General features: G+C 28.1%; 33 protein-coding genes and 1 riboswitch. Of the genes, 29 read left to right on the top strand and 4 right to left on the bottom strand.

Annotated elements, in window-relative coordinates:
- Nucleotide 1 precedes the first annotated feature (1 nt).
- From acpS to recO, 4 genes are read left to right on the top strand one after another with little or no spacing between them, the layout of a single operon-like run.
- Nucleotides 2–388 (top strand): holo-ACP synthase, encoded by a 387-nt coding sequence (acpS, locus tag AC5SLZ_RS03210; RefSeq protein ID WP_028036942.1) that lies wholly within the window; start codon nt 2–4, stop codon nt 386–388.
- Nucleotides 385–1,122 (top strand): signal peptidase I, encoded by a 738-nt coding sequence (lepB, locus tag AC5SLZ_RS03205; protein WP_494616175.1) that lies wholly within the window; start codon nt 385–387, stop codon nt 1,120–1,122. Before acpS ends, lepB begins: the two co-directional genes overlap by 4 nt.
- Nucleotides 1,122–1,784: a ribonuclease III gene (gene rnc, locus AC5SLZ_RS03200; protein WP_494616174.1), complete on the top strand. Its 663-nt coding sequence runs from the start codon at nt 1,122–1,124 to the stop codon at nt 1,782–1,784. The genes lepB and rnc overlap by 1 nt, the downstream gene beginning before the upstream one ends.
- 7 nt (nt 1,785–1,791) lie before the next feature.
- Entirely contained in the window at nt 1,792–2,472 is a 681-nt protein-coding gene (recO, locus tag AC5SLZ_RS03195; protein WP_494616173.1) for a DNA repair protein RecO, read from the top strand.
- Here the strand turns inward: recO and hemB are convergent, their stop codons facing one another.
- Nucleotides 2,473–3,462, bottom strand: coding sequence for a porphobilinogen synthase (gene hemB, locus AC5SLZ_RS03190; RefSeq protein ID WP_494616171.1), 990 nt, complete (start codon nt 3,460–3,462; stop codon nt 2,473–2,475). It abuts the gene before it with no gap.
- A 73-nt stretch (nt 3,463–3,535) separates the two neighbouring features.
- Here hemB and AC5SLZ_RS03185 point away from each other — a divergent pair, with 73 nt between their 5' ends.
- The 11 genes from AC5SLZ_RS03185 (at nt 3,536) to AC5SLZ_RS03135 (ending at nt 13,071) form a co-directional block, all read left to right on the top strand.
- On the top strand, nt 3,536–4,177 hold the full coding sequence (locus AC5SLZ_RS03185; protein WP_494616170.1) for an aspartyl/asparaginyl beta-hydroxylase domain-containing protein: 642 nt from the start codon (nt 3,536–3,538) through the stop codon (nt 4,175–4,177).
- Nucleotide 4,178: 1 nt separating this feature from the next.
- The gene (gene rpiB / locus AC5SLZ_RS03180) at nt 4,179–4,604 is read left to right on the top strand and encodes a ribose 5-phosphate isomerase B (RefSeq protein WP_494616169.1); all 426 of its coding nucleotides are present in this window, start codon (nt 4,179–4,181) and stop codon (nt 4,602–4,604) included.
- 2 nt (nt 4,605–4,606) lie between these two features.
- On the top strand, nt 4,607–5,914 hold the full coding sequence (gene glyA, locus AC5SLZ_RS03175; RefSeq protein WP_494616168.1) for a serine hydroxymethyltransferase: 1,308 nt from the start codon (nt 4,607–4,609) through the stop codon (nt 5,912–5,914).
- Nucleotides 5,915–5,917: 3 nt separating this feature from the next.
- Nucleotides 5,918–6,376 carry a transcriptional regulator NrdR gene (gene nrdR, locus AC5SLZ_RS03170; RefSeq protein ID WP_028036950.1) on the top strand — a complete coding sequence of 153 codons (459 nt, stop codon included), beginning with the start codon at nt 5,918–5,920 and terminating at the stop codon, nt 6,374–6,376.
- A complete protein-coding gene (gene ribD / locus AC5SLZ_RS03165; protein WP_494616166.1) occupies nt 6,357–7,463 on the top strand; it encodes a bifunctional diaminohydroxyphosphoribosylaminopyrimidine deaminase/5-amino-6-(5-phosphoribosylamino)uracil reductase RibD in 1,107 nt (368 codons plus the stop codon). The genes nrdR and ribD overlap by 20 nt, the downstream gene beginning before the upstream one ends.
- A 1-nt stretch (nt 7,464) precedes the next feature.
- Complete coding sequence (locus AC5SLZ_RS03160; protein ID WP_494616165.1) at nt 7,465–8,058, top strand: riboflavin synthase; 594 nt, start codon at nt 7,465–7,467, stop codon at nt 8,056–8,058.
- Entirely contained in the window at nt 8,045–9,145 is a 1,101-nt protein-coding gene (ribB, locus tag AC5SLZ_RS03155) for a 3,4-dihydroxy-2-butanone-4-phosphate synthase (protein WP_494616164.1), read from the top strand. The genes AC5SLZ_RS03160 and ribB overlap by 14 nt, the downstream gene beginning before the upstream one ends.
- Nucleotides 9,145–9,534, top strand: a complete 390-nt coding sequence (gene ribH / locus AC5SLZ_RS03150) for a 6,7-dimethyl-8-ribityllumazine synthase (protein WP_494616162.1) — start codon at nt 9,145–9,147, stop codon at nt 9,532–9,534. The genes ribB and ribH overlap by 1 nt, the downstream gene beginning before the upstream one ends.
- Nucleotides 9,531–9,935 carry a transcription antitermination factor NusB gene (locus AC5SLZ_RS03145; protein ID WP_494616161.1) on the top strand — a complete coding sequence of 135 codons (405 nt, stop codon included), beginning with the start codon at nt 9,531–9,533 and terminating at the stop codon, nt 9,933–9,935. The genes ribH and AC5SLZ_RS03145 overlap by 4 nt, the downstream gene beginning before the upstream one ends.
- Nucleotides 9,928–10,887, top strand: a complete 960-nt coding sequence (gene thiL / locus AC5SLZ_RS03140; RefSeq protein ID WP_494616160.1) for a thiamine-phosphate kinase — start codon at nt 9,928–9,930, stop codon at nt 10,885–10,887. Before AC5SLZ_RS03145 ends, thiL begins: the two co-directional genes overlap by 8 nt.
- 78 nt (nt 10,888–10,965) lie before the next feature.
- On the top strand, nt 10,966–13,071 hold the full coding sequence (locus AC5SLZ_RS03135) for a sodium-translocating pyrophosphatase (protein ID WP_028036957.1): 2,106 nt from the start codon (nt 10,966–10,968) through the stop codon (nt 13,069–13,071).
- Here the strand turns inward: AC5SLZ_RS03135 and bamE are convergent.
- The gene (bamE, locus tag AC5SLZ_RS03130; protein ID WP_028036958.1) at nt 13,058–13,543 is read right to left on the bottom strand and encodes an outer membrane protein assembly factor BamE domain-containing protein; all 486 of its coding nucleotides are present in this window, start codon (nt 13,541–13,543) and stop codon (nt 13,058–13,060) included. The genes AC5SLZ_RS03135 and bamE overlap by 14 nt on opposite strands.
- Between bamE and AC5SLZ_RS03125 the strand changes: the two genes are divergently transcribed.
- Genes AC5SLZ_RS03125 through AC5SLZ_RS03100 form a run of 6 tightly spaced genes read left to right on the top strand, consistent with a single transcriptional unit; the run spans nt 13,542 to nt 16,070 of the window.
- Nucleotides 13,542–14,009, top strand: a complete 468-nt coding sequence (locus tag AC5SLZ_RS03125; protein WP_028036959.1) for a ubiquinol-cytochrome C chaperone family protein — start codon at nt 13,542–13,544, stop codon at nt 14,007–14,009. The genes bamE and AC5SLZ_RS03125 overlap by 2 nt on opposite strands.
- A 2-nt stretch (nt 14,010–14,011) precedes the next feature.
- On the top strand, nt 14,012–14,194 hold the full coding sequence (gene rpmF / locus AC5SLZ_RS03120; RefSeq protein ID WP_008544930.1) for a 50S ribosomal protein L32: 183 nt from the start codon (nt 14,012–14,014) through the stop codon (nt 14,192–14,194).
- Between the two features lie 13 nt (nt 14,195–14,207).
- A complete protein-coding gene (gene plsX / locus AC5SLZ_RS03115; protein WP_494616158.1) occupies nt 14,208–15,209 on the top strand; it encodes a phosphate acyltransferase PlsX in 1,002 nt (333 codons plus the stop codon).
- Between the two features lie 4 nt (nt 15,210–15,213).
- On the top strand, nt 15,214–15,513 hold the full coding sequence (locus AC5SLZ_RS03110; protein WP_494616157.1) for an HU family DNA-binding protein: 300 nt from the start codon (nt 15,214–15,216) through the stop codon (nt 15,511–15,513).
- The gene (locus AC5SLZ_RS03105) at nt 15,506–15,877 is read left to right on the top strand and encodes a MerR family transcriptional regulator (RefSeq protein ID WP_494616155.1); all 372 of its coding nucleotides are present in this window, start codon (nt 15,506–15,508) and stop codon (nt 15,875–15,877) included. The genes AC5SLZ_RS03110 and AC5SLZ_RS03105 overlap by 8 nt, the downstream gene beginning before the upstream one ends.
- A gap of 1 nt (nt 15,878) precedes the next feature.
- Nucleotides 15,879–16,070, top strand: a complete 192-nt coding sequence (locus AC5SLZ_RS03100) for a 50S ribosomal protein L33 (RefSeq protein ID WP_028036963.1) — start codon at nt 15,879–15,881, stop codon at nt 16,068–16,070.
- Here AC5SLZ_RS03100 and AC5SLZ_RS03095 read toward each other — a convergent pair whose 3' ends face one another.
- Entirely contained in the window at nt 16,071–16,361 is a 291-nt protein-coding gene (locus AC5SLZ_RS03095) for a chorismate mutase (protein WP_494616154.1), read from the bottom strand.
- 88 nt (nt 16,362–16,449) lie between these two features.
- Here AC5SLZ_RS03095 and AC5SLZ_RS03090 point away from each other — a divergent pair, with 88 nt between their 5' ends.
- Nucleotides 16,450–17,430: a COX15/CtaA family protein gene (locus AC5SLZ_RS03090; protein WP_494616153.1), complete on the top strand. Its 981-nt coding sequence runs from the start codon at nt 16,450–16,452 to the stop codon at nt 17,428–17,430.
- A 29-nt stretch (nt 17,431–17,459) separates the two neighbouring features.
- Here AC5SLZ_RS03090 and AC5SLZ_RS03085 read toward each other — a convergent pair whose 3' ends face one another.
- Complete coding sequence (locus tag AC5SLZ_RS03085) at nt 17,460–18,788, bottom strand: O-acetylhomoserine aminocarboxypropyltransferase/cysteine synthase family protein (RefSeq protein WP_494616151.1); 1,329 nt, start codon at nt 18,786–18,788, stop codon at nt 17,460–17,462.
- Nucleotides 18,789–18,790: 2 nt separating this feature from the next.
- Nucleotides 18,791–18,856, bottom strand: a riboswitch (SAM riboswitch).
- Nucleotides 18,857–18,994: 138 nt separating this feature from the next.
- Between AC5SLZ_RS03085 and rplM the strand changes: the two genes are divergently transcribed.
- From rplM to AC5SLZ_RS03050, 7 genes are read left to right on the top strand one after another with little or no spacing between them, the layout of a single operon-like run.
- Nucleotides 18,995–19,453 (top strand): 50S ribosomal protein L13, encoded by a 459-nt coding sequence (gene rplM, locus AC5SLZ_RS03080; protein ID WP_494616225.1) that lies wholly within the window; start codon nt 18,995–18,997, stop codon nt 19,451–19,453.
- A gap of 1 nt (nt 19,454) precedes the next feature.
- Entirely contained in the window at nt 19,455–19,892 is a 438-nt protein-coding gene (gene rpsI / locus AC5SLZ_RS03075; RefSeq protein ID WP_028036968.1) for a 30S ribosomal protein S9, read from the top strand.
- A gap of 33 nt (nt 19,893–19,925) precedes the next feature.
- Nucleotides 19,926–20,945 (top strand): N-acetyl-gamma-glutamyl-phosphate reductase, encoded by a 1,020-nt coding sequence (argC, locus tag AC5SLZ_RS03070; RefSeq protein ID WP_494616149.1) that lies wholly within the window; start codon nt 19,926–19,928, stop codon nt 20,943–20,945.
- A complete protein-coding gene (locus AC5SLZ_RS03065) occupies nt 20,945–21,172 on the top strand; it encodes a hypothetical protein (RefSeq protein ID WP_494616148.1) in 228 nt (75 codons plus the stop codon). The genes argC and AC5SLZ_RS03065 overlap by 1 nt, the downstream gene beginning before the upstream one ends.
- Entirely contained in the window at nt 21,169–22,461 is a 1,293-nt protein-coding gene (locus tag AC5SLZ_RS03060; protein ID WP_494616147.1) for a homoserine dehydrogenase, read from the top strand. The genes AC5SLZ_RS03065 and AC5SLZ_RS03060 overlap by 4 nt, the downstream gene beginning before the upstream one ends.
- Nucleotides 22,461–23,360, top strand: coding sequence for an AEC family transporter (locus tag AC5SLZ_RS03055; protein WP_494616146.1), 900 nt, complete (start codon nt 22,461–22,463; stop codon nt 23,358–23,360). The genes AC5SLZ_RS03060 and AC5SLZ_RS03055 overlap by 1 nt, the downstream gene beginning before the upstream one ends.
- Nucleotides 23,361–23,376: 16 nt before the next feature.
- Nucleotides 23,377–24,228, top strand: a complete 852-nt coding sequence (locus AC5SLZ_RS03050; RefSeq protein ID WP_494616145.1) for a DMT family transporter — start codon at nt 23,377–23,379, stop codon at nt 24,226–24,228.
- Nucleotides 24,229–24,462: the final 234 nt, after the last annotated feature.

Below are 24,462 nucleotides of genomic sequence, written 5' to 3'. Positions count from 1 at the left end.
TATGAAAATTTTAGGTGTTGGTGTTGATATAATTAAAAATGATAGAATAAAAAATTCGATCAAAAATCATAAGTTTAGAGATCGAATTTTCAGTTCCAATGAACTTAAATTATCAGCTTCTTCAAAAAACAAAATTGGATACTTTTCAAAAAGATTTGCTGCTAAAGAAGCTTTTGCTAAAGCCTTAGGCACTGGATTTAGAAATGATTTAAATTTTAAAGATATAGAGATAATGAATGATAAATTTGGTAAACCGTATTATTCAGATTCTAAAAAAATAACTAAAATAATTAAAAAAGAATTTAAAGTTAAAAATTTTAATTCTTTCTTATCTATTTCAGATGAAAAAGAATATTCAACAGCTTTTGCTATAATCCAATCAATATGAAGTTAGATAAAGACTTTATTTCTGAAAACATAAAAACTCTTTTTTATGCATTGGTAATAGCTGTAGTAATTAGATCTTTAATTATACAACCATTTTATATTCCTTCTTCATCAATGGAACCTACTTTGTTAGTAGGAGATAGACTTTTTGTAACTAAGTATTCTTATGGCTATAGTAAGCATTCATTACCTTTTAGCCCACCAATTTTGAATAAAAGAATATTTTTTAACAGTCCAGATAGAGGTGATGTAGTAGTATTTAAAACGCCTGCAGATAATAGGACTGACTATATTAAGAGATTAATTGGACTACCAGGTGATAAAGTTCAATTTATTGATGCTAATTTATATTTAAATAATAGTGAAATTTTAAAATCAAAAATTAAAAATAAATTAAAAATAAATTGTGGAAATAGAGCAATTGATGTTTTTAGGTTTGAAGAAAAACTTCCAAATGGAAAAAAATTTCATACAGTCTATTTAAAAGATTACACTTATCAGAATTCCGATGTATTCGAAGTTCCAAAAAACCATTATTATTTCTTAGGAGATAACAGGGATTGCTCCAAAGATAGTAGATTTTTATCAAGTGTTGGATACGTTCACAAAGATAATTTAGTTGGTAAAGCTCAATTTATTTTTTTTTCATCTGATAGAAAAGTAGGTAGTATTTTTGCATTCTGGAAATGGCATAAATCTATTAGATTTAATAGAACATTTGAGCGAATTAATTAATGAAAATTAATTATCAAGATCTACAAAAAAAAATTAATTTTAAATTCAAAGATTTAGATTTACTAACTCAATCACTCACTCACAAAAGTTTTGATACAAAAAATAATAATGAAAAAGTTGAGTTTTTAGGTGATAGAGTTTTAGGATTGGTAATCGCTAAAAAACTTTTAGAAATATATCCAGATGAAAAAGAAGGTATACTTGATAAAAAATTTGCCTCATTAGTAAATAAAAAAACGTGTTTACAAATTGCAAAAAAAATTAATTTAGAAAAATATATTTTAACCTTTAATCCTAATAATAAAAAAATAAAAATTGAAGACAAAATTATTTCTGATAGTTGTGAAGCATTAATTGGAGCAATTTACCTTGATAAAAACTTAGCTGTAGCTGAAAAAGTAATCTTAGATCTTTGGAAAAATCATATTAAGGAAAGTGTTATTACCCAAATAGATGCAAAAACAACTTTACAAGAGTTAACGTTAAAAAATTTTAAAAAGCTTCCAATTTATAAGCTAATTTCTAATACTGGACCTCGACACAAACCATTGTTTAAAATAGGAGTTAAGTTACCTAATACAAAATATTTTTTTGGCTCTGGTAAATCAAAAAAAGATGCTGAACAAAATGCTGCAATAGAATGTTTAAAAAGTATTAAATGATAAAATTATGAACTGGATAGATGAAGGTTTTTTAATAAGCAAAAATAGATATAGTGAAAATTCTTTAATTGCTGAGATATATACAAAAGATAGAGGAAAAATTTCAGGTATAATTTTTGGGGGTACTTCAAAAAAAATTAAAAATTATTTACAAATAGGCAATAGATTACATGTAAATTATAGTTCTAAAAGTGATAATAGAATTGGTTATTTTAAAGTAGAGATTTTGAATGCTCACAGTCCATTATATTTTGATCATAAACAAAAATTGTCATGTATTACATCTGCAATTAATTTAATTAAAATTCTTACTGCTGACTCTCAATCAAATATTAAAGTTTATCAAATAATTGAAAATCTTTTTTTAATATTAAACGATAAAGACTGGTTAAAAAAATATATTTTTTGGGAATTAGATTTACTAAAAGTGATTGGTTATGATTTAGAATTAGAAAATCTTGTTGAAAAAGATATTGTTGAAGACAAAACTATTTATTATGCTATTTCATCAACAGAAAAAAAATATGTCCCTAATTTTCTAATTGAAAAAGATGTGGAAGTTAATGATTTAAAAGTTTTATTGAGTGGATTAAAATTAGTTGGTGATTATCTAGATAAAACAATTTTAAAGCCAAATAATTTGAACTATCCAAATAGTAGATTGTTATTTATCAATTCTTTAACATAATTATTTTAAAATTTTGTCTATTCTGTCTGCGTAATAACTAACAATTGCATTAGCTCCAGCTCTTTTAAAAGCCACCAGGCTTTCAAATATAGCATCTTCATTTATTAATTTTTTTTGAATAGCATTTGAAATCAAACTGTATTCTCCTGATACTTGATAAGCTAATACTGGTATTTTAAATTTTTCTTTTACTGATTTTATAATATCTAAATAAGGCATCCCTGGTTTTACCATCACCATGTCAGCTCCTTCATTAATGTCTAGAGCAACCTCTCTTAAAGCCTCATCACTATTTCTAAAATCCATCTGGTATGTTTTTTTATCTCCTTTTAATGATCCTTTAGATCCTACTGCATCTCTAAATGGTCCATAAAAACTTGAAGCATATTTCGCAGCATAAGATAATATTTGAACATTTTGATAGTTTGATTTATCAAGAGCTTTTCTTATTTTTCCTATTCTTCCATCCATCATGTCTGATGGAGCTAACACATCGCATCCCATTTCGGCTTGTAACAAAGATTGATTAATTAAAACTTCTATTGTTTCATCATTTATAATCTGATTTGATTTAATTAATCCATCGTGGCCATGCGATGTGTAGGGATCTAGTGCCACATCACACATAATACCAATTTTGTTTTTATACCTTTTTTTAATTTCAATAATTGCTCTACATACCAAGTTATTTTCATTAAGTGATTCTGAGCCAATTTCATTTTTAAGACTATTTCTAGTTTTAGGAAAAAGAGCTACCATCGGTATCCCAATTTTAATGGCTTTATCCACAATTTGAGATATTCTATTGATTGAGTATCTATAAACCCCTGGCATTGTTGATATAGACTCTCTTTTATTGGAACCATCTATTAAAAATATAGGTAATATAAAGTCATTTGGACTTAGCGTACTTTCTTGAGTCAATCGTCTTGACCAAGATTCCTTCCTATTTCTTCTTAGTCTTAAGTTTGGATATCTTCCTGTAATCATGTTTTAAATCACTTTATTAATGCGACAAATGTATTATACAAATATATATTAAAATAAGTACAAAACAATTCCGATGAGCATAGATAACACAAAAGTTGTAGACTTAAATATAAAAAAAGAAAATAAGCTTTTAGATTTTAGCGATTTTCAAAAACAAAACATCAAGTTTGACATTTCAAAGTTACATGAAGCGTACAATCAAATTGTTCAAACAAAAAAATTTGATGATGGTGGTGGTGTAACACATTTTGGAGCCATTTCTTTAACTCAAATACCTGGTGATCCAGACTCTATAAAGGGAAATAAAGCCAGAGGCGTGTATTGGACTAAGCCTGATAAGTCAGGAAAAGAAGTTTCAAGAGATATTGAAGTTGACGAGTCTGCATATTCAGAATTTATTAAAGATTATGAAAACACATATTTTAAAGAAGTTTATGATGTATTGTCTTCAAAATATAAATTGGGTCGTGTTAGAATTTTACTAAAAGAGCCAAGATCAACATTAAGTTGGCATAGAGATCCTGAGCCAAGATTACATATACCAATAATTAGTAATCCTGGGTGTTTAATGGTTATAGATAATGTTGCAAAACATATGCCTGCTGATGGATCAGTTTGGGTCACTAATAACACTAAATATCATAATGCATTTAATGGTGGAGAAGAAAATAGAATTCATCTTGTTGCTTGTGTTCTAGATTATAAATTTAACTAATTTGAAAAAAATATTTATTTCATCTGACCACGCTGGTTTTAAATTAAAAGAAGCTATAAAATCTTATTTATCTAATAAAAAATTATCATTTACAGACATGGGTCCTTACAATGACAGTAGAGTAGATTATCCAGATTTTGCTCATAAAGTTGCTAGAAAAGTTAAGTTAAATAAAAATAATATTGGTATTTTAGTTTGTGGCTCTGGTATGGGAATGAATATTGCGGCAAATAGACATAACAATATACGTGCAGCTCAATGTTTTAACTTAAAATCTACCAAATTATCTAGATTGCATAACGATGCAAACATCATTACATTAGGGTCTAGACTATTAACCAAAAAAAATGCCTTAAGTTGTGTGGGCGTTTTTTTAGATACAAAATTTGAAGGTGGCAGACATTCAAAAAGAATTAAAAAGATTTAATTATGTCTAGTGAAAAAAATTATTTAAATGACAACTATAAAAGTTTTTTTGAAGATAGTTTATCTAAAAAAGATCCTGCACTATACAAAGCAATTCAAGATGAGCTATTAAGACAACAACAGCATATAGAGTTGATAGCATCTGAAAATATTGTTTCACAAGCTGTATTAGAGGCTCAAGGTTCAGTTTTAACCAACAAATATGCGGAAGGCTATCCTGGTAGAAGATATTATAACGGATGTGAACACGTTGATGTAGCTGAAAATTTAGCTATTGAAAGATTAAAAAAATTATTCAATTGTAAATTTGCTAACGCCCAACCACATTCAGGTGCACAAGCTAATGGTGCTGTATTTTTAGCATTATTAAATCCAGGAGACACATTTATGGGAATGAGTTTAAATTCTGGTGGTCATATTACTCATGGATTAAAAATCTCAATGTCAGGTAAATGGTTTAATCCAATAGGTTACGATGTTGATAAAGAGTCAGAGCTCATTGATTACGATAATGTTGAAAAACTTGCTCTTGAACATAAACCAAAATTAATAATTTGTGGTGGTAGTGCTTATTCAAGAGTAATTGATTTTAAAAGATTTAGAGATATAGCAGATAAAGTTGGCGCATACCTGATGGTTGATATGGCTCATTTTTCTGGTTTAGTTGCTGGAAAAGGGTATCCAAACCCATGTGATTATGCTCACGTAGTCACTTCAACAACTCATAAAGTTTTCAGAAGTGCAAGGGGTGGAATTATTTTAACTAATCATGAAGATTTAGCTAAAAAATTTAATACAGCAGTTTTTCCTGGTTATCAAGGTGGGCCACTAATGCATGTGATAGCCGCTAAAGCTGCTGGATTTTTAGAAGCACTTCAGCCTGAGTTCAAAGAATATATTAAGTCTGTTTTAGCTAATGCAAAAATTTTAGCTGAGACTTTAAAGAATAATGGCTTTAAGATTTATTCAGATGGTACCGATACACACTTAATGTTAGTAGATCTAAGACCTTACAAAGTTAAAGGTAATCTAGCAGCAGAAAGTTTATCCAGAGCAAATATAACATGTAATAAAAATGGTATTCCTTTTGATACTGAAAAACCAATGATAACTTCTGGGATTAGACTTGGAACACAAGCTATAACAACAAGAGGTTTTGGTCTTAATGAATGTCAAAAAGTTGGAGAACTTATAACTAAAGTAATAAAAGGACTTTCTGAAAATCCAACTGATAATAGCAAAGTTGAAAATGAAGTCAGAAATGAAGTTATTTCTTTAACTTCATCATTTCCTATATATAAGAATTTATAATAGATGATTTGTTCAATATGTAAAAAAGGGGAGACATCTGTTGTCGACTCAAGACCTACTGAAGATGGTACCGCTATAAGACGAAGAAGATTGTGTGTCTGTGGTGCACGTTTTACAACATTCGAGAGAGTTCAGTTTAGAGAAATAATGGTTGTAAAAAAGAATGGAAGAAAATCAACTTTTGATAGAGATAAATTGGCTAAATCAATCTATATAGCTCTTAAGAAAAGACCAATAGATACAGAAACTGTAGAGAAATTTATAAGTAAAATTTCGAGAGCATTAGAAGAATTAGGTCAAAGTGAAATTTCGACAAATACAATTGGGACCATGGTGATGGAGGGTTTAAAAGAACTTGATCCAGTTGCATACGTCCGATTTGCATCTGTTTATAGAAACTTTAGAGAAGAAAAAGATTTTGTGCAATTCGTGGACAAACTTGATGTCTACAAAAAAAGATAAATTTTCGCTAAAAGATAAATTTTATATGGAGATAGCCTTAAAGTTGGCTAACTCTCGTCTAGGACTTACAGGATCAAATCCATCTGTAGGGTGTGTAATAGTTAAAAACGATAAAATAATCTCTATCGGTCAAACATCATATAATGGAAGACCTCATGCAGAATTCAATGCGATAAAGAATTGTATAGATGAATTAAATGGTTCAAAGATGTATGTTACTTTGGAACCATGTTGTCACCATGGGTTAACACCACCATGTACAGATATAATTATTAAATCTAAAATTTCTGAGGTCATATATTCTGTTGCAGATATTGATAAAAGAGTAAGAAATAAAAGTTTAAAAGTTTTAAAATTAAATAATATCAAAGTTAAAAAAGGTCTTCTTCAGGATAAAATTAATAACTTTTACTCAACATATTTTTTTAATAGAAAAAATGAATTACCTTATGTGACTGGTAAAATTGCTGTATCAAAAAATAATCTTATTTATAGTAAATTAAATAAAAAGATTACAAATGTACATTCTGATAAATTTACACATTTATTAAGATACAAGAATGATGCTATAATGGTCTCATACAAAACTTTAAACAAAGATAATTCTAAATTAAATTGTAGAATTAAAGAGTTTGGTAAATATTCACCCAAGAGAATAATTTTAGATAATAGACTTCAAACTAAAATTAATAGCTATCTAATAAAAACTGCAAATAAAGATAATACTATAATTTTTTATAATCAAGCTGATAAATCTAAAGTTTTAGATTTTACGAAAAAAAAAATCCAATTAATTAAATCTAAAGTAAACAAACAAGGTAGGTTTAATTTTAAATATTTATTAAAAAAATTATACATGCAAAATTGTAGAAATTTATTAATTGAAGGTGGTGATGAATTAACAAGTCATCTTTTAAAAAATAGAATTTTTAATAAATTTTATTTATATAAAAGCCCTAAAAATCTTTCAAAAGTAACTGAGTATTTGAAATTTAATAGTTTAGATGTATTAAAGAAAAATTATAAAAATAAAATAAATTTAAACTTAAACTTGGGTAAAGATAAAATAACATTATATAAAAACTAATATGTTTAATGGAATTATTTATAATCAGGGTACTGTTGCAAAAATTATTAAAAGACCAAAAGGGTTAAATATATTTGTAAAAAGCAATCTTAATGTTTCCAAAAAAGATAAAGGTTTGTCAGTAGCTTGTGATGGTGTTTGTTTGACGTTAATTTCATATAACTCAAAATTAATGGAATTTTATCTCTCTAATGAAACTTTAGTTAGATCAAAATTCAAATATTTAAAAACTAAAAATGTTATAAATCTTGAATTACCTTTAAAATATGGAACAAAAATTTCAGGCCATATTTGCCAAGGTCATGTTGATACTATCGCCAAGGTAAAAGATATAAAGAATGTGGATAAATCTTATTTATTTGAATTCGAGGTCCCGATCAAAGAACGAAAAAACTTAATTGAAAAAGCATCAATATGTGTAAATGGTATTTCCCTAACAATATCAAAACTTTCAAAAAAAGGGTTTCAAATATGGGTTATTCCTCATACATACAATGAAACAAATCTGTCGACTATCAAAAAAAATGATCTTGTAAATATAGAGATAGATATCTTATCTAAATACGTTAGGAATTATTTTAATGCCAAAAAATAATTTTGCATCAATAGAAAGTATTATCAATATTGCTAAAAGAGGTGGTATGTTTATCTTGGTTGATGATGAGAAAAGAGAAAACGAAGGTGATTTGATAATCTCAACATCTAATTCTAATGCAAAAAATATAAATTTTATGGCTAAGTATGGCCGTGGTTTAATTTGTTTAGCTTTAGACTCTGTTCAGGCAAAACGATTGAATTTAACTTTGATGTCAGCAAACAATCAATCACGAAACAAAACTGCATTTACAGTTTCTATTGAAGCAAAAAAGGGAATTACCACCGGAATTTCTGCAAAAGATAGAGCTAAAACTATTAAAATTGCATCTAAAAAAAATGTAAAAAAAAATGATATTGTGTCCCCAGGTCATGTATTCCCAATAATTGCAAAAGATGGCGGTGTTTTAGTAAGAGCTGGTCATACAGAGGCATCTGTAGATATATCTAAATTAGCAAAAAAAAATAACTCAGCTGTAATTTGCGAAATTATGAATGAAGATGGAACAATGGCCAAAGGGCAAGATTTATTTAATTTTGCAAAAAAACACAATCTTAAAATTGGTAAAATTGAAGATTTAATTGCTTATAGGTTAAAAAAAGAAAAATTAATTAAATTAAAGAAACAGAGTTTAATTGAAGTTAAAAATCAAAAATATAAGATTAAAATATACGAAAATCTATTAGATGGATCTGAACATTTTGCTTTAATTAAGGGTACGATTAAAAAAGGTGCTCAACCTAGAGTAAGAGTAATTTCATCTAATGTTGTTCAAAACTATCTTATAAATCAACAGTTACCAAATTCTTTTAATAAAACTTTAAATTATTTTAAAAAATTTAATAATTGTGTTCTGGTATTTATAAAAGATATAAATCTTAAATCAGTTACTCAAACTCTTAAAGACTACAAAAATAAGGATTTTTATAAAAAGGGAAAAGATAAACTTATTAGAAATTATGGTATTGGTGCTCAAATATTAAAAGATTTAAAAATTAAAGATATGACCTTGATTACAAAATCTCCTAAAAAGGTTATAGGTTTAGAGGGTTATGGTATAAGAATTACCAAACAAGAAATTATTTAATGAAAAAAAAATATCTAATAGTTGTGGCAGATTATTATAAGGATATAGCCAAAGGTCTTCTTGATAGTGCATTAAGATTAATCCCAAAATCAAATATAGTTAAGACTATTAAAGTACCTGGAGTTTTTGAGATACCTGTAACTATTTCCAAAAATATTAAAAAATACGATGCTTTTTTGGCTCTTGGATGTGTTATCAAAGGTCAAACACCACATTTCGATTTTATTTCACAAGCTTCAACTAATGCGATCATGCATATGTCAGTTCTTAGTAAAAAACCTATCGGAAATGGAATTATAACTTGTTTAAATATGAAACAAGCTAAATTACGAAGAAAAAAAGGTGGTGAAGCAGCAGTTGCGGTAAACTCAGTTTTATCACAAAAATGAAAACTCATTTTAATCCAAAAAATAACCCAAGAGTTATCATAATTCAAAAACTATATGGTAAATTTTATAATGAGGATGATAGTATTGATTTTCCAAAGCACAGATTTAAAAAGTTTATAAAAGATATAGTTTTTGGCACTATTGAGCGTAATGATTTAATATTAGATGAATTAAACAATAAACTTGGTGATGAGTTTGTTTTAGACAACCTAGACAAAGTCTTTCAAACTATTTTAAAAGCAGCTACTTACGAATTTTTATATAAACCAAATATCTCCATCAATATCATAATCAAAGAATACTTAAATTCATCAAATTTTTTCTTAGAAGACTCCCAAACAAAATATTTAAATGCCTTACTAGATAATGTTGGAAAAAAGTTAAGAACAAAAAATGCATGAATTTGATTTAATTAGGAAATATTTTTCAAAATTATCAAAATTTAATAAGTATTCACTAGATCTGAACGATGATGTTTTTTTCGATAAAAAAAAATCTTTAGTGATTTCAATAGATACTTATAATGAAGGAACTCATTTTCTTGATTTTAAAAATCCTGAATTAGTAATTAAAAAGATAATAAGGTCTTCTATTTCAGACCTAATTTGCAAAGGTGTTTTGCCAAAATATTATTTCATATCAGGTAGTGGGAATAAAAAAACATTTACACATAAGAATTTGTCTAAAATTTCTATCTCATTAAAACAAGAACAAGATAGATATGGAATTTTTTTATGTGGAGGTGATACAACTTTTTCAAACAAACTAAGTTTCTCTATTACCTCAGTAGGTTATTCAAAAAATATTGTTTATAGAAATAAGGCTAAATATAATGATGATATATATGTATCAGGGAATCTAGGGGATAGTTTTATTGGTTTAAAAATTTTACAAAACAAGATTAAAACAAACAAAAAACTTAAAAAATATTTTGTAAAAAAATACTTTGAACCTGAAATTCATATTAAATTAGCTAAAGAATTATTAAAATTTGCTAATTCGTCAATAGACATATCTGATGGTTTGATTGATGATCTTAGAAAAATGCTAAACAAGCAAAAATTATCCTATAAAATTTTTGAAGAAAAAATTCCTGTATCTAGAAATTTAAATACATATTTAAAAACAAACAATCTTAAAAAAATAAATTTTATATCTAATGGTGATGATTATCAGATTTTATTTACAGCTGGTGTTGATAAATCTAGAATCATTAAAAGTACATCAAAGAAACTAGGTATTAAAATATCAAAAATTGGCAAAATTAGACGAATTAATGAAAAACCGGTTATTATTGATAAAAAAGGTCAGCTTTTACTGATTAAAAGCTCTGGTTATATCCACCAATTCTAAAAGTTAATTATTGTCTTTTTTAGCTTTTTTTGTATTGTCCGGGCTTAAAATTTAACAACCAACAACCTTAAGGTTTATATGAGCGCAACAGTAGAGACTATTTTATTATACACAATCGGAGCTGGTTTATTATCCATAGTTTATGGGTTTTTTACTGGTAAAAATATTTTAAATCAAAGCGCAGGTAATGCCAAAATGCAAGAAATTGCCTCTGCAATTCAAATTGGAGCTAAGGCTTATCTAGCTAGACAATATAAAACAATAGCTATTGTTGGTGTAGTTGTTTTAGTAATTGTAAGTATTGCATTTAGTCCTTTAGTTGGTTTGGGATATTTAGTTGGTGCTACATTATCTGGTATAGCTGGTTATGTTGGAATGTTAGTTTCTGTTGAAGCTAACGTTAGAACAGCTGAAGCCTCTAGAAAAGGGCTGGCTCAAGGCTTATCAGTAGCATTTAAATCGGGTGCTGTAACTGGTATGTTGGTTGCTGGTTTAGCATTATTATCTATAGCTGTTTATTATTACTATTTATTAAAATTTAACATCGATGAAAGAGAAATTGTTAACGCACTTGTTGCTCTAGGTTTTGGGGCTTCTCTAATTTCTATTTTTGCAAGACTAGGCGGTGGTATCTTTACAAAAGGTGCTGACGTTGGTGCAGATTTAGTGGGTAAAGTTGAGGCTGGTATTCCAGAAGATGATCCACGAAACCCTGCTGTTATTGCAGATAATGTTGGTGATAATGTTGGTGATTGTGCTGGTATGGCTGCTGATTTATTTGAAACATATGCTGTTACAATTGTTGCAACTATGGTTTTGTCATCTATTTTCTTTCAAGGAGACATGAGCATGATGATTTACCCTCTAACAATTGGTGGTGCTTGTATTATAACTTCAATACTAGGAACTTTCTTTGTTAAACTTGGAAAAGACAAAAATGTAATGAATGCTTTATATAAAGGGTTTATTGTATCAGCTATTACTTCAATAGTTATTTTGTATCCAGTTACTGATTATGTAATAGGTTTTGCTACAGAATATAATGTTAATGGTAAAAGTTTTAATGGTATGAGTTTATATTACTGTGGAATAATTGGACTAGTAATTACAGGATTGTTAATTTGGATTACTGAATATTATACAGGTACAAATTACAGACCAGTAAAATCTGTAGCTGCTTCGTCTACAACAGGACATGGTACAAACGTTATTCAAGGTTTAGCTGTTTCTATGGAAGCTACTGCTGTCCCTGCGTTAATTATTGTTGCTGGAATTTTAGCCACTAATGCGATCGCTGGTCTTTTTGGAATAGCAATCGCTGTTACTACTATGCTAGCTCTTGCTGGTATGGTTGTTGCATTGGATGCTTATGGCCCAGTAACTGATAATGCCGGTGGAATTGCCGAAATGTCTAACTTAGATAAAAAAGTTAGAAAAACTACCGATGCTCTTGATGCTGTAGGTAACACTACAAAAGCTGTTACTAAAGGTTATGCGATTGGATCAGCTGGTCTAGGAGCTTTAGTTCTATTCGCAGCTTACGTTGAAGATATTAAACATTTCTCAAATGTAGCTGGTTCTAAATTAGAGGGTATAGTTGTAACATTTGATTTATCTAATCCTTACGTAGTTGTAGGTTTGTTAATTGGTGGAATGTTACCTTATCTATTTGGTTCAATGGGAATGCAAGCTGTTGGAAGAGCAGGTGGTGCTGTAGTTGTTGAAGTTAGAAGGCAATTTAAAAAATTCCCAGGTATAATGAAGAGAAAACAAAAACCAGATTATGCTAAATTAGTTGATCTTTTAACTGTAGCAGCAATTAAAGAAATGATATTACCATCTTTATTGCCTGTTTTATCTCCAGTTGTTCTTTATTTTATAATTCTTTTAATTGGTGGCCAAGTAGCTGCATTAGCTGCAGTTGGTGCCATGTTGTTGGGAGTAATTATTACAGGATTATTTGTCGCCGTATCAATGACTGCTGGTGGTGGTGCTTGGGATAACGCTAAAAAATATATCGAAGATGGAAATTATGGTGGAAAAGGTTCAGAAGCTCATAAAGCTGCTGTAACTGGTGATACTGTAGGTGATCCATATAAAGATACAGCAGGTCCTGCTGTTAACCCAATGATAAAAATTACCAATATTGTTGCTTTACTTTTATTAGCAGTTATCGCTGGTTAATTTCGTTTCTTTTTTTGGCCCTCGATCCAAGAGGGTCATTAATCTTTTGTCTCATGCTAGACATAAAATCATAAACAAACGTATTTCTTTTAAATCCTCTTTTTGTAGTTGCTTCTACCTTTTGTATTTTTTTCATATCATTTTTGTTGTAAAATTGCTTACTCCTAAGAATTCCATAATTGTCTATATCTAATACTAGGACGTCATTTTTATATATTTTCATTTTACCTAAATTAATTAATTTTGATTGTGTTTGCTTTCTTTCAATATAGATCCATAAGTCATTATCAAACTTACTTTTTGTAGATGGATTTCCTAATATTTGTATTATGTCATTTTTATTAGTTTTATTTACAATTAATGAGGATTGTTTTTTTTCTAGAAAAGGTACACCGTGATGTTTAACAACTTTTTTAATTGAACAATTTGTAACTATTAATGAAAGAAAAATTATATATAATATTTTTATCATGAGTGAAAAATATCTATATATTTATAACAATTTAATTAATTACACTAGAAATAAAGACTTATATAAATCTTTAAATAGAGAAGATAATTTTTCAGATCGATTAACCTTATTTTTATTACATTTTGCTTTTTTTTTAAAAAATTTTAAAAACGAAGAAAATAAGATTATTTTACAAGAAATTTATGATTTCAACTTCAGACAACTTGAGCTTAGTATTAGAGAAATTGGTTATGGTGACCAATCTATTAATAAAAAGATGAAAGATTATATAAATCTATTTCACTCAATGGTTTCAGAAATTCATTTCTGGAACAATTTAACAAGATTGCAAAAAATAGAAAAGTTTACAATTTTTTTAACTGATTTTATTAAAATTGATCATTTACTTGATTATTTTGAGTTATTTGATGAAAATTTATCAAAAAAAACTTTGAATTCTTATTTAAAAAGTGTAAGTAACCCATAATTATGGCTGTACCAAAACGAAAACAAACCCCGTCCAGAACTGGAATGAGAAGAGCTCAAACGATGAAATATTCAACAAAAAATATTGTTGAAGATAAAAAGTCTGGAGAATATAGGCTTTCTCATCATTTAGATTTGAAAACTGGTATGTACAAGGGAAGACAAGTTTTAGACCCAAAAGAATAATAAAAAATCTAAAATGACAGATCTGATTAAAATTGCAGTTGATGCAATGGGTGGTGACAACTCACCAAATAAAGTTATTGAAGGTATTATTCTTAATCATGAATTAAACAAAAATATATTTTATAAGATTTTTGGTGATCAAAATAAAATTAATAATCTTATTAATAACAAAGTAAATAAAGATCATTTTGAAATCGTTCATACTACAGATGTAGTTAAAAGTACTGACAGCCCACTTGAAGGTGCTAAAAGAGGAAAAAATACTAGTATGTGGCTTGCCATTGATAGTGTTAAGAAAAAGGAAGCTGATATTGTTGTGTCAGCTGGAAATACAGGTGCTTTATTAGTTATTTCAAAACTTAATCTTAAAATGATTGAGAATATAGACAAACCCGCATTATCTGCTCTTTGGCCAAACAAAAAAGGAATGAGTGTTGTTTTAGATTTAGGTGCAAATATAGAATGTAGCTCTAAAAACTTATTAGATTTTTCTATAATGGGTGCCTCTCTTTACACATCATTATACCCAAGTGAAAAACCTAATGTTGGTTTATTAAATATAGGATCAGAGGAAATTAAAGGAAATGAAACTATTAAAGAAACTTACCAAGCTTTAAATGATAAAAAAACAGAAAACTATAATTTTTCAGGTTACATAGAAGGAAATCATTTAATGGATGGGAATGTTAATGTAATTGTTTCTGATGGTTTCACTGGTAACGTTGCCTTAAAGACAGCTGAAGGTACGGCAAACTTCATCACTAGTGAACTTAAGAAGGCTATGACAGGATCAATAATTGGAAAAATTTCATCATTATTAAATATTTCAAATTTGAATAAATTTAAAAAACGTCTAGATCCAAGGCTATATAATGGTGCTATCTTTATTGGTCTTGACTCACCAGTTGTCAAAAGTCATGGGGGGACTGATTATATTGGATTTTCAAATTCCTTAGATGTTTGTCATAGAATTGTAAAAGGTAATTTGATAGAAAAGATCAAGCAAAATATTTAATTTAATGAGAATAAACTTAACTAAAAAAGACTTAGTTAATTTAGTTTATATGCAACTAGGTTTTTCAAAACAAATTTCAGAAAACCTTATTGAAGATTTTTTATCATCAATTGTTTCAAATATTAAAAAAGAAAAGAAATTAAAACTATCTAAATTTGGTACTTTTTCCATACGAGAAAAGAAATCAAGAATAGGAAGAAATCCAAAAACCAAAGAAACTAAAATTATTTCAAGTAGAGATGTTGTATTATTTAAACCCTCAAAAGAATTTAAAGAATTTGTAAATTTAAAAGATAATGGATAAATCTGATAGTGCCTATAAAACAATAGGCGAGGTTGCTAAAATATTAAATTTAAAATCTAATAAAAAGGGGGAACTTCCAACTCATATTATTAGGTTTTGGGAAACACAATTTAAGCAAATCAAACCAAAAATCTTAAATTCGAATAGAAGGTATTATGATGAAAATTGCATTAATCTTCTCAAAAAAGTTAAATTTCTTCTTAAAGAACAAGGCATGACTATAAATGGTGTTAAAAAGTTACTTAATGGAGAGCATTCTTTAGAACTTGACGAAATGGCAAATAATTCTATAAAAGCTGATAATTTAAGAAATAAATTAGTTAAAATTTCTAAAATAGTTAAAAATTTAAAAAGTTTAAAATAAAATGGCAAAAAAAACACACGTAAAAGTTAGATTAGTTCCCGAGTCAAAACCAGATAGTCCTTTCTTTTACTATGTAAAAAAACCTGCTGGCGGAGAGAAAGCAAAAGTAAAACTTTCAGCTAAAAAATACAATCCGGCTACAAGAAAACACGAAACATTTGTGGAAAAAAAGCTTCCACCTCACAGTAAGTAATCACTTCTTTTTGAAATTTCGTCTCTCGTAGTCAATGTAGGACCAAATCATATTCTTCCATATACGATTAGTAATTTTTGGGTCAATTTTAAATTTTTTAGATTTCCCTTTAATTTTATTTAAAATAAAATTAATTCTTTTTTGATCTACTATTTCTTTTTTAAACTCTTTTAACTTAAGAACTTCTTTAACAAGAGAAGTTCGATATTTGATTAAAGCTAGAAGTTTATTATCTAAATTATCTAGTTTTATACGAATACTCTCTAATTTTTTTTTATTTTTTGGCGACATTTAATTTATTGGATTTATTAATAATTATTATATTTATTTATATATGTACAGTCAGAATAATCACTTAAATTTACAGTTAAGAATCTGGTTGCTTACATTAATTGGACTTATAATTCTTATAATTTTAGTTGGTGGTTTAACAAGACTAACTGACTCAGGATTATCAATAACAACTTGGGAATTGTTTGTGGGATTTCTTCCACCATTCACAAACGATAAATGGCTAGATTATTTTGAACTTTATAAAACTATCCCAGAATTTAGAGAACAAAACTACAATATGACACTCCATGAATTTAAGGTAATTTTTTGGTGGGAGTGGGGGCATCGTCAATTAGGCAGATTAATTGGATTAACAGTGTTAATACCGCTTATGTTTTTTTACATTAAAAATGGTTTATGGATTTTTAAAAAATATGGATTAATTTTTTTGTTAGTTTGTTTTCAAGGATTTATGGGGTGGTATATGGTATCAAGTGGATTAATAGATAGAGTGGACGTTAGTCATTATAGACTTTCATTACATTTAGTAACAGCTTTTATAATTTTATCGGTTGTATTTTGGAACTTTCTTAAATTGACTAAAATTCAAACTCATTATGCTTCAATAAATATCAATTTAGTAAAGTTTTTTCTTTTTTTATTATTTTTACAATTAATAATAGGTGCTTTTGTATCCGGAATGGATGCTGGAAAAATTTATAATACATGGCCATTGATGGGTTTATCTTATTTTCCTGATGATAGTCAGTTTATTGATTTTTTAAACATAAGTGTTTTTGATAATCCCTCTATAGTTCAGTTCATTCATCGAAATTTGGCTTATTTAATTGTTGGTATTTATATCTATATTCTTTTTTTTATTATTAAAGATCAGAATAAAATTTTTAGAATCCCTGTGGTTTTCATGGGAGCTAGTTTATTTTTACAAATTATTTTAGGGATATTTACTATTTTATCTGGAGTAAAAATCTTTTATGCATCTTTACACCAGATAAATTCTATTTTGATAATATTATCAACTTTATATTTCCTCTACATAACTAAGTATGAGGAAAAAACTAATTAGTTTCTATTTGTAGACATATAAAACTCAAATTAACTAACAGCTTTTAATTTACCTTTAGAAGAATTCTCTAAAGCTTGATCTAAATCATCAATAATGTCGTCTATATGTTCCAAACCAATACTCAATCTTACATAGCCAGGTGTTACTCCGGCTGCAGCTAACTCATTTTCAGTAAGTTGACTATGTGTAGTTGTTGCTGGATGAATTGCTAAGCTTCTAGCATCACCAATGTTTGCAACATGGTAGAACATTTTTAAAGACTCAATAAATCTTTTTCCTGCTTCAATACCTCCAGCCAGTTCAATGCCAATTAGCGCACCATAACCACCTTTGAGATATTTTTTAGCTCGATTATTTATTTCATCATTATGTTCAGTAGCATAAATCACTTTATCTACTGCTTTATGTTTCTTTAAATAATCAACAACTTTAGAAGCATTTTCACAATGTTGTTTCATTCTTAAAGCCACAGTTTCTAAGCCTTGAATTACACCAAATGCATTATCAGGTGATAGTGCTGAGCCAAGATCTCTTAAAATTGTTACTCTTGCTCTTACTGCAAAAGAAACATTGGCACCTGTAAGTTCCGGAACAGCTTTGCCCCAAACTACACCCCCATAACTAGCATCAGGTTCGTTGAAAAGAGGTTGCCTTTTTGGATCTGCTGTCCAATCAAAATTACCACCATCAACCAATGCTCCACCTACAACGGTACCGTGACCTGCTATATATTTTGTTAGCGAATAAACCACAACAGCAGCTCCATGTTCTAATGGCTTACAAATTACTGGTGCAGCCGTATTATCAACAATAAGTGGTATATTGTATTTTCTTCCAATATCCGAAACTTCTTTGATAGGAAAAGCTCTTAAATATGGATTTGGTAAAGTTTCTCCATAAAAAGCTCTTGTTTTATCATCTATAGCTTTTTCAAAGTTCTTTGGATCAGAAGGGTCAGCATATCTTACTTCAATACCAAGTTTACTTAATGTATGTGTAAACAATGATACAGTTCCACCATAAAGATCTGTTGAACTAACAATGTTATCTCCAGCTTGAGCAACATTTAATATTGCAAAGGTCGAAGCTGTTTGTCCAGATGAAACGGTTAAACTCGCCAAACCACCATCAAGAGCCGCCAGTCTTTTTTCCAACACATCATTGGTTGGGTTCATGATTCTTGTGTAAATATTACCAAACTCTTTTAATGCAAACAGGTTGGCTGCATGCTCTGTACTATCGAATTGATATGATGTAGTTCTATAGATAGGCACTGCTACAGCATTTGTTGAAGGGTCACTTCTATAGTCACCACCATGAATTGCTATAGTTTCTGGATTATTTCTTTTTGTACTCATTTCTACTCCTTTTTTAGTGCTTTAACTTAAGTAAGGCGCACAATACAGTTCAAATGCCTACCGATAATGATGTATAAATTCCTGTTTAGCAGTTTTATGCCCGCAATAGGATCAAATCGGCTTAATATTTTTAGCAGATAAGCATTGTAATGCAAGCCAAATATCAAATTGACTTTGCAATTAATAATAGTATTAATCCTGGCACAATGACAAAATTTGTAAAAAAAGACGAAGTAACATCATCATGGTATGAAATAGATGCTACTAATGCTGTTGTTGGAAGATTAGCAACTGTGATTTCTAAAATTATTAGAGGTAAAAACAAAACTACTTATACACCCCATATGGATCACGGTGATTTTGTTGTAGTTAAAAATATTGAACAAGCAAAATTTACTGGAAAAAAATTTCAAGATAAGATTTATTATAGACATACTGGGCATCCGGGTGGAATAAAAGAAACAACACCAGAAAAATTGCATGAAAAAAAACCAGGTGAAACTTTAAAGCTTGCTGTAAAAAGAATGCTTCCTGGTGGAGTATTAGGTAGAAAACAATTAACTAAATTAAAAATTTACTCAGGAAGTGATCACCCTCATTCAGCACAAAATCCTCAAGTTATTGAGTTGGGGAAATTAAACAGTAAAAACTTAGCTAGAAATTAATATGGAAAATACTCAAACAATTGCAAAAACACCAAAACTAAAATTAGACTTTAAAGATAGTAAATATGCTACAGGTAGAAGAAAAACTTCAATTGCAAAAGTTTGGTTAAAAAAAGGATCTGGTAAAATTTACGTTAATGGAAAATTATTTAATGAATATTTTTCAAGTGAATTTCATCATCTTCAAATTACAAGACCATTTGATATAATCAATCAGTCTACAGATTACGATGTTAGATGCAGTGTAAGCGGGGGAGGACCTACTGGTCAAGCAGGTGCATTAGTTCATGGTATTTCTAAAGCTTTAGTTATGTTTGATGAAAATTTAAAATCTACATTAAAAACTGAAAAACTTACAACCAGAGACTCTAGAGCAGTTGAGAGAAAAAAACCTGGTAGAAGAAAAGCTAGAAGAAGCTTCCAATTCTCTAAAAGATAATTCTTTTTTAATTTTAAACTGTTATAATAAATCATGCCTAAGCTTAATGCATTGGTTGCTGGTTCAACTGGATATATTGGAGTTCAATTAATTAAATTATTAATTAAACACAAATTTATAAACATAAGATATTTATGTGGAAACAGTTCTGTAGGAAAAAATATTTCTAGTTTTGAAAAATATTTTTCAGGAAAAAAATTACCAAAAATTATTAAATTTAATAAAAAACTTTTAAAAGATGTTGATGTGGTTTTTACAGCATTACCAAATGGAGAAGCACAAGATATTTCAAAACATTTAACAAAAAATGTCACTTTAATTGATTTAGCTGCTGATTTCAGATTGGAAAAAGGATCAGAATATTTAAAATGGTATAAACAAAAACATAGAGCAGTAAATTTAATTAAGAAAAGAATATACTGTCTTCCAGAAGTTAATGGAAAAGATATAGGTAAATACCAGATCGTATCTTGTCCTGGTTGTTATCCAACTTCAATACTTTTACCATTAATTCCTCTTTTTAAAAGAAACCTAGTTAAAGTTAATAATATAGTAATGGATTCTAAATCTGGCTATTCAGGAGCCGGTAGAGGTGTCCATAAAAAATATAAAGATAAAAACCTATATGAATCTTTGAGTGCTTATGGTGTTGGCTTTCATCGACATAATTCCGAAATTGATCAAATGTTAAAAAAATTCACTAAGAAGAAATTAAGTTTTCATTTTACACCTCATCTAACTCCTATGTTTAGAGGTATTTTAAGTACTATTTATATTGATCTAGAAAAAGGTGTTAATCAGTCAAAAATAATTAAGACACTAACAGATTTTTATAAGAATGATGACTTTGTAAAAATTTTAGAAGCAAATAGTCTGTTAAGTACAAATGATGTAATTAACTCAAACAATTGTTTCATTTCTGTTTGTAAATCTAAATACAATGATAAGATTGTAATAATTTCAGCTATAGACAATTTGATTAAGGGTGGAGCAGGTCAAGCAGTACAAAATCTAAATATGAAATTTAATTTTCCAATTAAAACAGCTTTATAATGAAATTAATTTTTATTATTTTTATTTTTTTTCTTTTAAATAATTGTTCATTAAAGAAAGATTCTAAAAATTGGACTGTAAATTTGGTTAAAAAAAGCGAAGATCATAAAAAACTATCTGAAGTAATAAAAAAGTCAGAAGACATAACAAATATGAGTTATGACGAATATAAGATTTATATAGATGACTATACTAAAAAAAGTAAATATCCGGATATAAACCAATGAAAAAATCAATAAATATTGCTGTAGTAGGTCTTGGACAAATAGGCTCTTATTTGCTTAATGAATTGAATACTAAAAAAAATAATATTGAGCTTAAAACAGGCAAGAAAATTAATGTTGTAGCCATATCAGCTAGAAATATAAATAAAAAAAGACAATTTAATATTAATAAAAAAATATTTTTTAAAAACCCTTTAGATATTTTCAGCAAAACAAATGTTGATATTTTATTTGAAGCTATAGGTTTATCAGATGGTATTTCAAAAAAAGTGGTTGAAACTGCTTTAAAAAAGAAAATTCATGTAATAACTCCAAATAAAGCACTTATCTCTAAACATGGTAATGAGCTAGCTAAAATTGCTGAACTCAATAATGTTAATCTTGAATTTGAAGCTTCAGTTGCAGGTGGAATTCCAATATTAAGATCTATCAAAGAAGGTTTGGCTACTAACAAAATTTCAAAAGTATATGGAATTTTAAACGGTACATCTAACTATATTCTTTCAGAAATGGAAAATGTAAACCAAGGTTTTTATGATGTTTTAAAAAAAGCTCAAAAACTTGGTTATGCTGAACCTGGAAATCCAAAACTAGATTTAAATGGTTTTGATGCATTTGCAAAAGTTAGAATCTTATCTTCATTAGCATTTAATAGTAAAATTTCTAAAGATAAGTGTTTAATGGAAGGAATTGAGAAGATTGATCTTAAGGACATTAAAATTGCAAACCAATTAGATTTAAGAATTAAACTTCTTGGAATATCTGAATTAAAAAATGGTCATTTATTTGAAACGGTACATCCATGCCTTGTTAGTAAAAATTCTTATATTGGAAATGTTTCTGGTGTAATGAATGCAGTTATTCTTGAAGGAAAACCTGTTGGCGAAAGTATTTTACAAGGAGAGGGAGCTGGCCCAGGTCCTACATCTTCTGCATTACTTTCTGATTTATTATCAATTTTAAGAGGAAATATTAAAAAACCTCTAGGGGTATCTGTTAACAAGCTTAAATCTTTAAAACCTTATAATGTAAACAATTATGTAAATTCTTTATATTTAAGATTTGAAGTTAAAGATAAACCAGGCGTTTTATCTCAAATTACTAATCGATTAGCTAAATACAAAATATCTGTAAAAAGAATTATTCAAACTCCAAATAAAAAAGATAACAAAGCAACTATTGTTATAATCACACACAAAACATCTGAACTTAATTGTAATAATTGTTTATCCATATTTAAGAATAATAAAAATATTCTTAAAAGCCCTGTATTAATAAGATTATATAATTAATGGATATTTACTTAAAACTTTTTGAAGTTTTATTTCCAGTTTTTTTTATTGTTGGTGTTGGTTATTTTTTAGGTAAGAAAAATCCAAAATTAGATACTTCTTTCATTACTAATTTCGCAGCAAATATCGGTACTCCAGCAATGGTTTTCTACTCCATAACTACAACTGGAATTACTTTTGAAATATTTACTCACTATTTTTGGTATGCTTTGCTAGCTATCAGTGGTTTTGCTTTAACAGGAATTGTTTTTTTATTTGTTTTAAAAAAAGAAATTATTAGAGAATTGCCACCTTTTATACTGCCTAATACTGGAAATATGGGCTTACCAATTTGTTTATTTGCATACGGCAGTCAGGGTTTAGGTGTAGCTGCAGCAATATCTTCACTAGTTATATTGTTCCACTTTACTTTAGGTGTTTTTTTAGCAAGCAGAAAATTTGATCTAAATCTAATTATTAAAAGTCCTCCTTTTTATGCAATAGTAATTTCAGTATTTTTCCTTTATTTCGAAATAGAGTCACCAGTTTATATAATTAATCTTACAATGATGCTTACCTATACAGCTATTTTTTTAATCCTCATGTCGCTTGGAATTGCTTTAACAAGGTTTAAAGTTTTTTCATTTCAATCTGCATTAATATCTTCAATTGGAAGAGTGATTATTGGACCAGTAATTGGTTTTTTTATAATTAAACTTTTTAATTTATCTGGATTTGCTGCAGGAGTGTTATTAATTCAATGTTCAATGCCAAGTGCTGTATTGACATATTTAGTTGGATCAATGTACTCACCTAAAAAAATAGTTGATAGTGTTGCAAGCATGATTGTTGTTTCAACTGTAATGTCCTTTATTACGATACCAATTACCTTATTCTTTGCTTTAAAATACTTCTATTAAGCAGTATCCTTCTTAAATGAAGGCAATAATATTAAATGCTACTGCTTGGATGATTGTTCCAGTTATGGACGCTCTTGCTAAACATTTAAGTCTTTCAATGGATGTTTTTCAGATCACTTGGGCTAGGTATTTTTTCACTGTTATTTTTACACTTTCTTTAATGGTAATATTTTATAGAGAAACTCTTGTTTGGAGTAAAAGGCCAAAGCTTCAGCTTATTAGGGGAATAATCCTTGCTTTTTCAACTTTATGCTTTTTTTATTCAATATCAGTTATTTCGTTACCTAAAGCATTAACACTTGCATTTGTTGCCCCAATAACCTGCACAGCTTTATCTCCATTTTTTCTAGGTGAAAAAGTTGGTATTAGAAGGTGGTCAGCTGTACTTGTAGGTTTTTTAGGGACTTTAATTGTTATCAGACCAGGATTTATAGATGTTAATTTAGCCACTTTAGCAGCTCTAGCTTGTGGTGTTTGTTATGGTTTCTATTTAGTAATAACTAGAAAATTAAGTACTTCGGATAATTCACTTTTAACACTTTTATTTACTGGTGTAGTAGGGTTAGCAATAATTAGTTTATTTATGCCATCAGTTTGGGTTAATCCAACCCCAAATGAGTGGATTATGATGGCTATAATCGGCCTTATAGCCTCTGTAGCGCATCTTTTTATCATTTTATCTCTCAAATATGCTGATGCTTCTAAATTAGCTCCTTTAGGCTATACAGAGATTATCACCAATATCATTATTAGTTATTATTTCTTCCATGAGCTTCCTGATAATTGGACTTATCTCGGACTTTTCATTATAGTATTAAGCGGTTTATACATTTCTAGGAGAGAATACTATCTAAGTAAGTTAAATTAATAGTAATAAATTATTTACTATTTAATAATGTATTAGATTAGTTTTATTAACTAAATTATTGCAATTATTGATTAATTTATTTTGTAAAAATTACATATAATATTATAATACATAATAAAACATTTCTATATATTTGGTTAACCTCAATAATTAGCGATTAAGATAAACATTAATCGAATATTCAGCTTCATATTAATAAAAACCTATATCAATAAATGAAATTTATTGAGATTG

This window comes from Candidatus Pelagibacter sp. PS_06 (genome assembly GCF_059418045.1).
This window is presented reverse-complemented; position numbering and strand designations above follow the sequence as displayed.

Excerpts from the sequence above, each read along its gene's own strand:
- plsX (WP_494616158.1), top strand. The coding sequence starts at position 14,208 with ATGACAGATCTGATTAAAATTGCAGTTGATGCAATGGGTGGTGACAAC.
- glyA (WP_494616168.1), top strand. The coding sequence starts at position 4,607 with ATGTCTAGTGAAAAAAATTATTTAAATGACAACTATAAAAGTTTTTTT.
- rplM (WP_494616225.1), top strand. The coding sequence starts at position 18,995 with ATGACAAAATTTGTAAAAAAAGACGAAGTAACATCATCATGGTATGAA.
- AC5SLZ_RS03105 (WP_494616155.1), top strand. The coding sequence starts at position 15,506 with ATGGATAAATCTGATAGTGCCTATAAAACAATAGGCGAGGTTGCTAAA.
- ribD (WP_494616166.1), top strand. The coding sequence starts at position 6,357 with ATGTCTACAAAAAAAGATAAATTTTCGCTAAAAGATAAATTTTATATG.
- AC5SLZ_RS03185 (WP_494616170.1), top strand. The coding sequence starts at position 3,536 with ATGAGCATAGATAACACAAAAGTTGTAGACTTAAATATAAAAAAAGAA.
- hemB (WP_494616171.1), bottom strand. The coding sequence starts at position 3,462 with ATGATTACAGGAAGATATCCAAACTTAAGACTAAGAAGAAATAGGAAG.
- AC5SLZ_RS03085 (WP_494616151.1), bottom strand. The coding sequence starts at position 18,788 with ATGAGTACAAAAAGAAATAATCCAGAAACTATAGCAATTCATGGTGGT.
- AC5SLZ_RS03125 (WP_028036959.1), top strand. The coding sequence starts at position 13,542 with ATGAGTGAAAAATATCTATATATTTATAACAATTTAATTAATTACACT.
- AC5SLZ_RS03145 (WP_494616161.1), top strand. The coding sequence starts at position 9,531 with ATGAAAACTCATTTTAATCCAAAAAATAACCCAAGAGTTATCATAATT.
- AC5SLZ_RS03060 (WP_494616147.1), top strand. The coding sequence starts at position 21,169 with ATGAAAAAATCAATAAATATTGCTGTAGTAGGTCTTGGACAAATAGGC.
- acpS (WP_028036942.1), top strand. The coding sequence starts at position 2 with ATGAAAATTTTAGGTGTTGGTGTTGATATAATTAAAAATGATAGAATA.
- lepB (WP_494616175.1), top strand. The coding sequence starts at position 385 with ATGAAGTTAGATAAAGACTTTATTTCTGAAAACATAAAAACTCTTTTT.
- rnc (WP_494616174.1), top strand. The coding sequence starts at position 1,122 with ATGAAAATTAATTATCAAGATCTACAAAAAAAAATTAATTTTAAATTC.
- AC5SLZ_RS03065 (WP_494616148.1), top strand. The coding sequence starts at position 20,945 with ATGAAATTAATTTTTATTATTTTTATTTTTTTTCTTTTAAATAATTGT.
- recO (WP_494616173.1), top strand. The coding sequence starts at position 1,792 with ATGAACTGGATAGATGAAGGTTTTTTAATAAGCAAAAATAGATATAGT.
- thiL (WP_494616160.1), top strand. The coding sequence starts at position 9,928 with ATGCATGAATTTGATTTAATTAGGAAATATTTTTCAAAATTATCAAAA.
- AC5SLZ_RS03160 (WP_494616165.1), top strand. The coding sequence starts at position 7,465 with ATGTTTAATGGAATTATTTATAATCAGGGTACTGTTGCAAAAATTATT.
- ribH (WP_494616162.1), top strand. The coding sequence starts at position 9,145 with ATGAAAAAAAAATATCTAATAGTTGTGGCAGATTATTATAAGGATATA.
- bamE (WP_028036958.1), bottom strand. The coding sequence starts at position 13,543 with ATGATAAAAATATTATATATAATTTTTCTTTCATTAATAGTTACAAAT.
- AC5SLZ_RS03055 (WP_494616146.1), top strand. The coding sequence starts at position 22,461 with ATGGATATTTACTTAAAACTTTTTGAAGTTTTATTTCCAGTTTTTTTT.
- AC5SLZ_RS03050 (WP_494616145.1), top strand. The coding sequence starts at position 23,377 with ATGAAGGCAATAATATTAAATGCTACTGCTTGGATGATTGTTCCAGTT.
- nrdR (WP_028036950.1), top strand. The coding sequence starts at position 5,918 with ATGATTTGTTCAATATGTAAAAAAGGGGAGACATCTGTTGTCGACTCA.
- AC5SLZ_RS03110 (WP_494616157.1), top strand. The coding sequence starts at position 15,214 with ATGAGAATAAACTTAACTAAAAAAGACTTAGTTAATTTAGTTTATATG.
- ribB (WP_494616164.1), top strand. The coding sequence starts at position 8,045 with ATGCCAAAAAATAATTTTGCATCAATAGAAAGTATTATCAATATTGCT.
- rpmF (WP_008544930.1), top strand. The coding sequence starts at position 14,012 with ATGGCTGTACCAAAACGAAAACAAACCCCGTCCAGAACTGGAATGAGA.
- AC5SLZ_RS03095 (WP_494616154.1), bottom strand. The coding sequence starts at position 16,361 with ATGTCGCCAAAAAATAAAAAAAAATTAGAGAGTATTCGTATAAAACTA.
- argC (WP_494616149.1), top strand. The coding sequence starts at position 19,926 with ATGCCTAAGCTTAATGCATTGGTTGCTGGTTCAACTGGATATATTGGA.
- rpsI (WP_028036968.1), top strand. The coding sequence starts at position 19,455 with ATGGAAAATACTCAAACAATTGCAAAAACACCAAAACTAAAATTAGAC.
- AC5SLZ_RS03135 (WP_028036957.1), top strand. The coding sequence starts at position 10,966 with ATGAGCGCAACAGTAGAGACTATTTTATTATACACAATCGGAGCTGGT.
- AC5SLZ_RS03100 (WP_028036963.1), top strand. The coding sequence starts at position 15,879 with ATGGCAAAAAAAACACACGTAAAAGTTAGATTAGTTCCCGAGTCAAAA.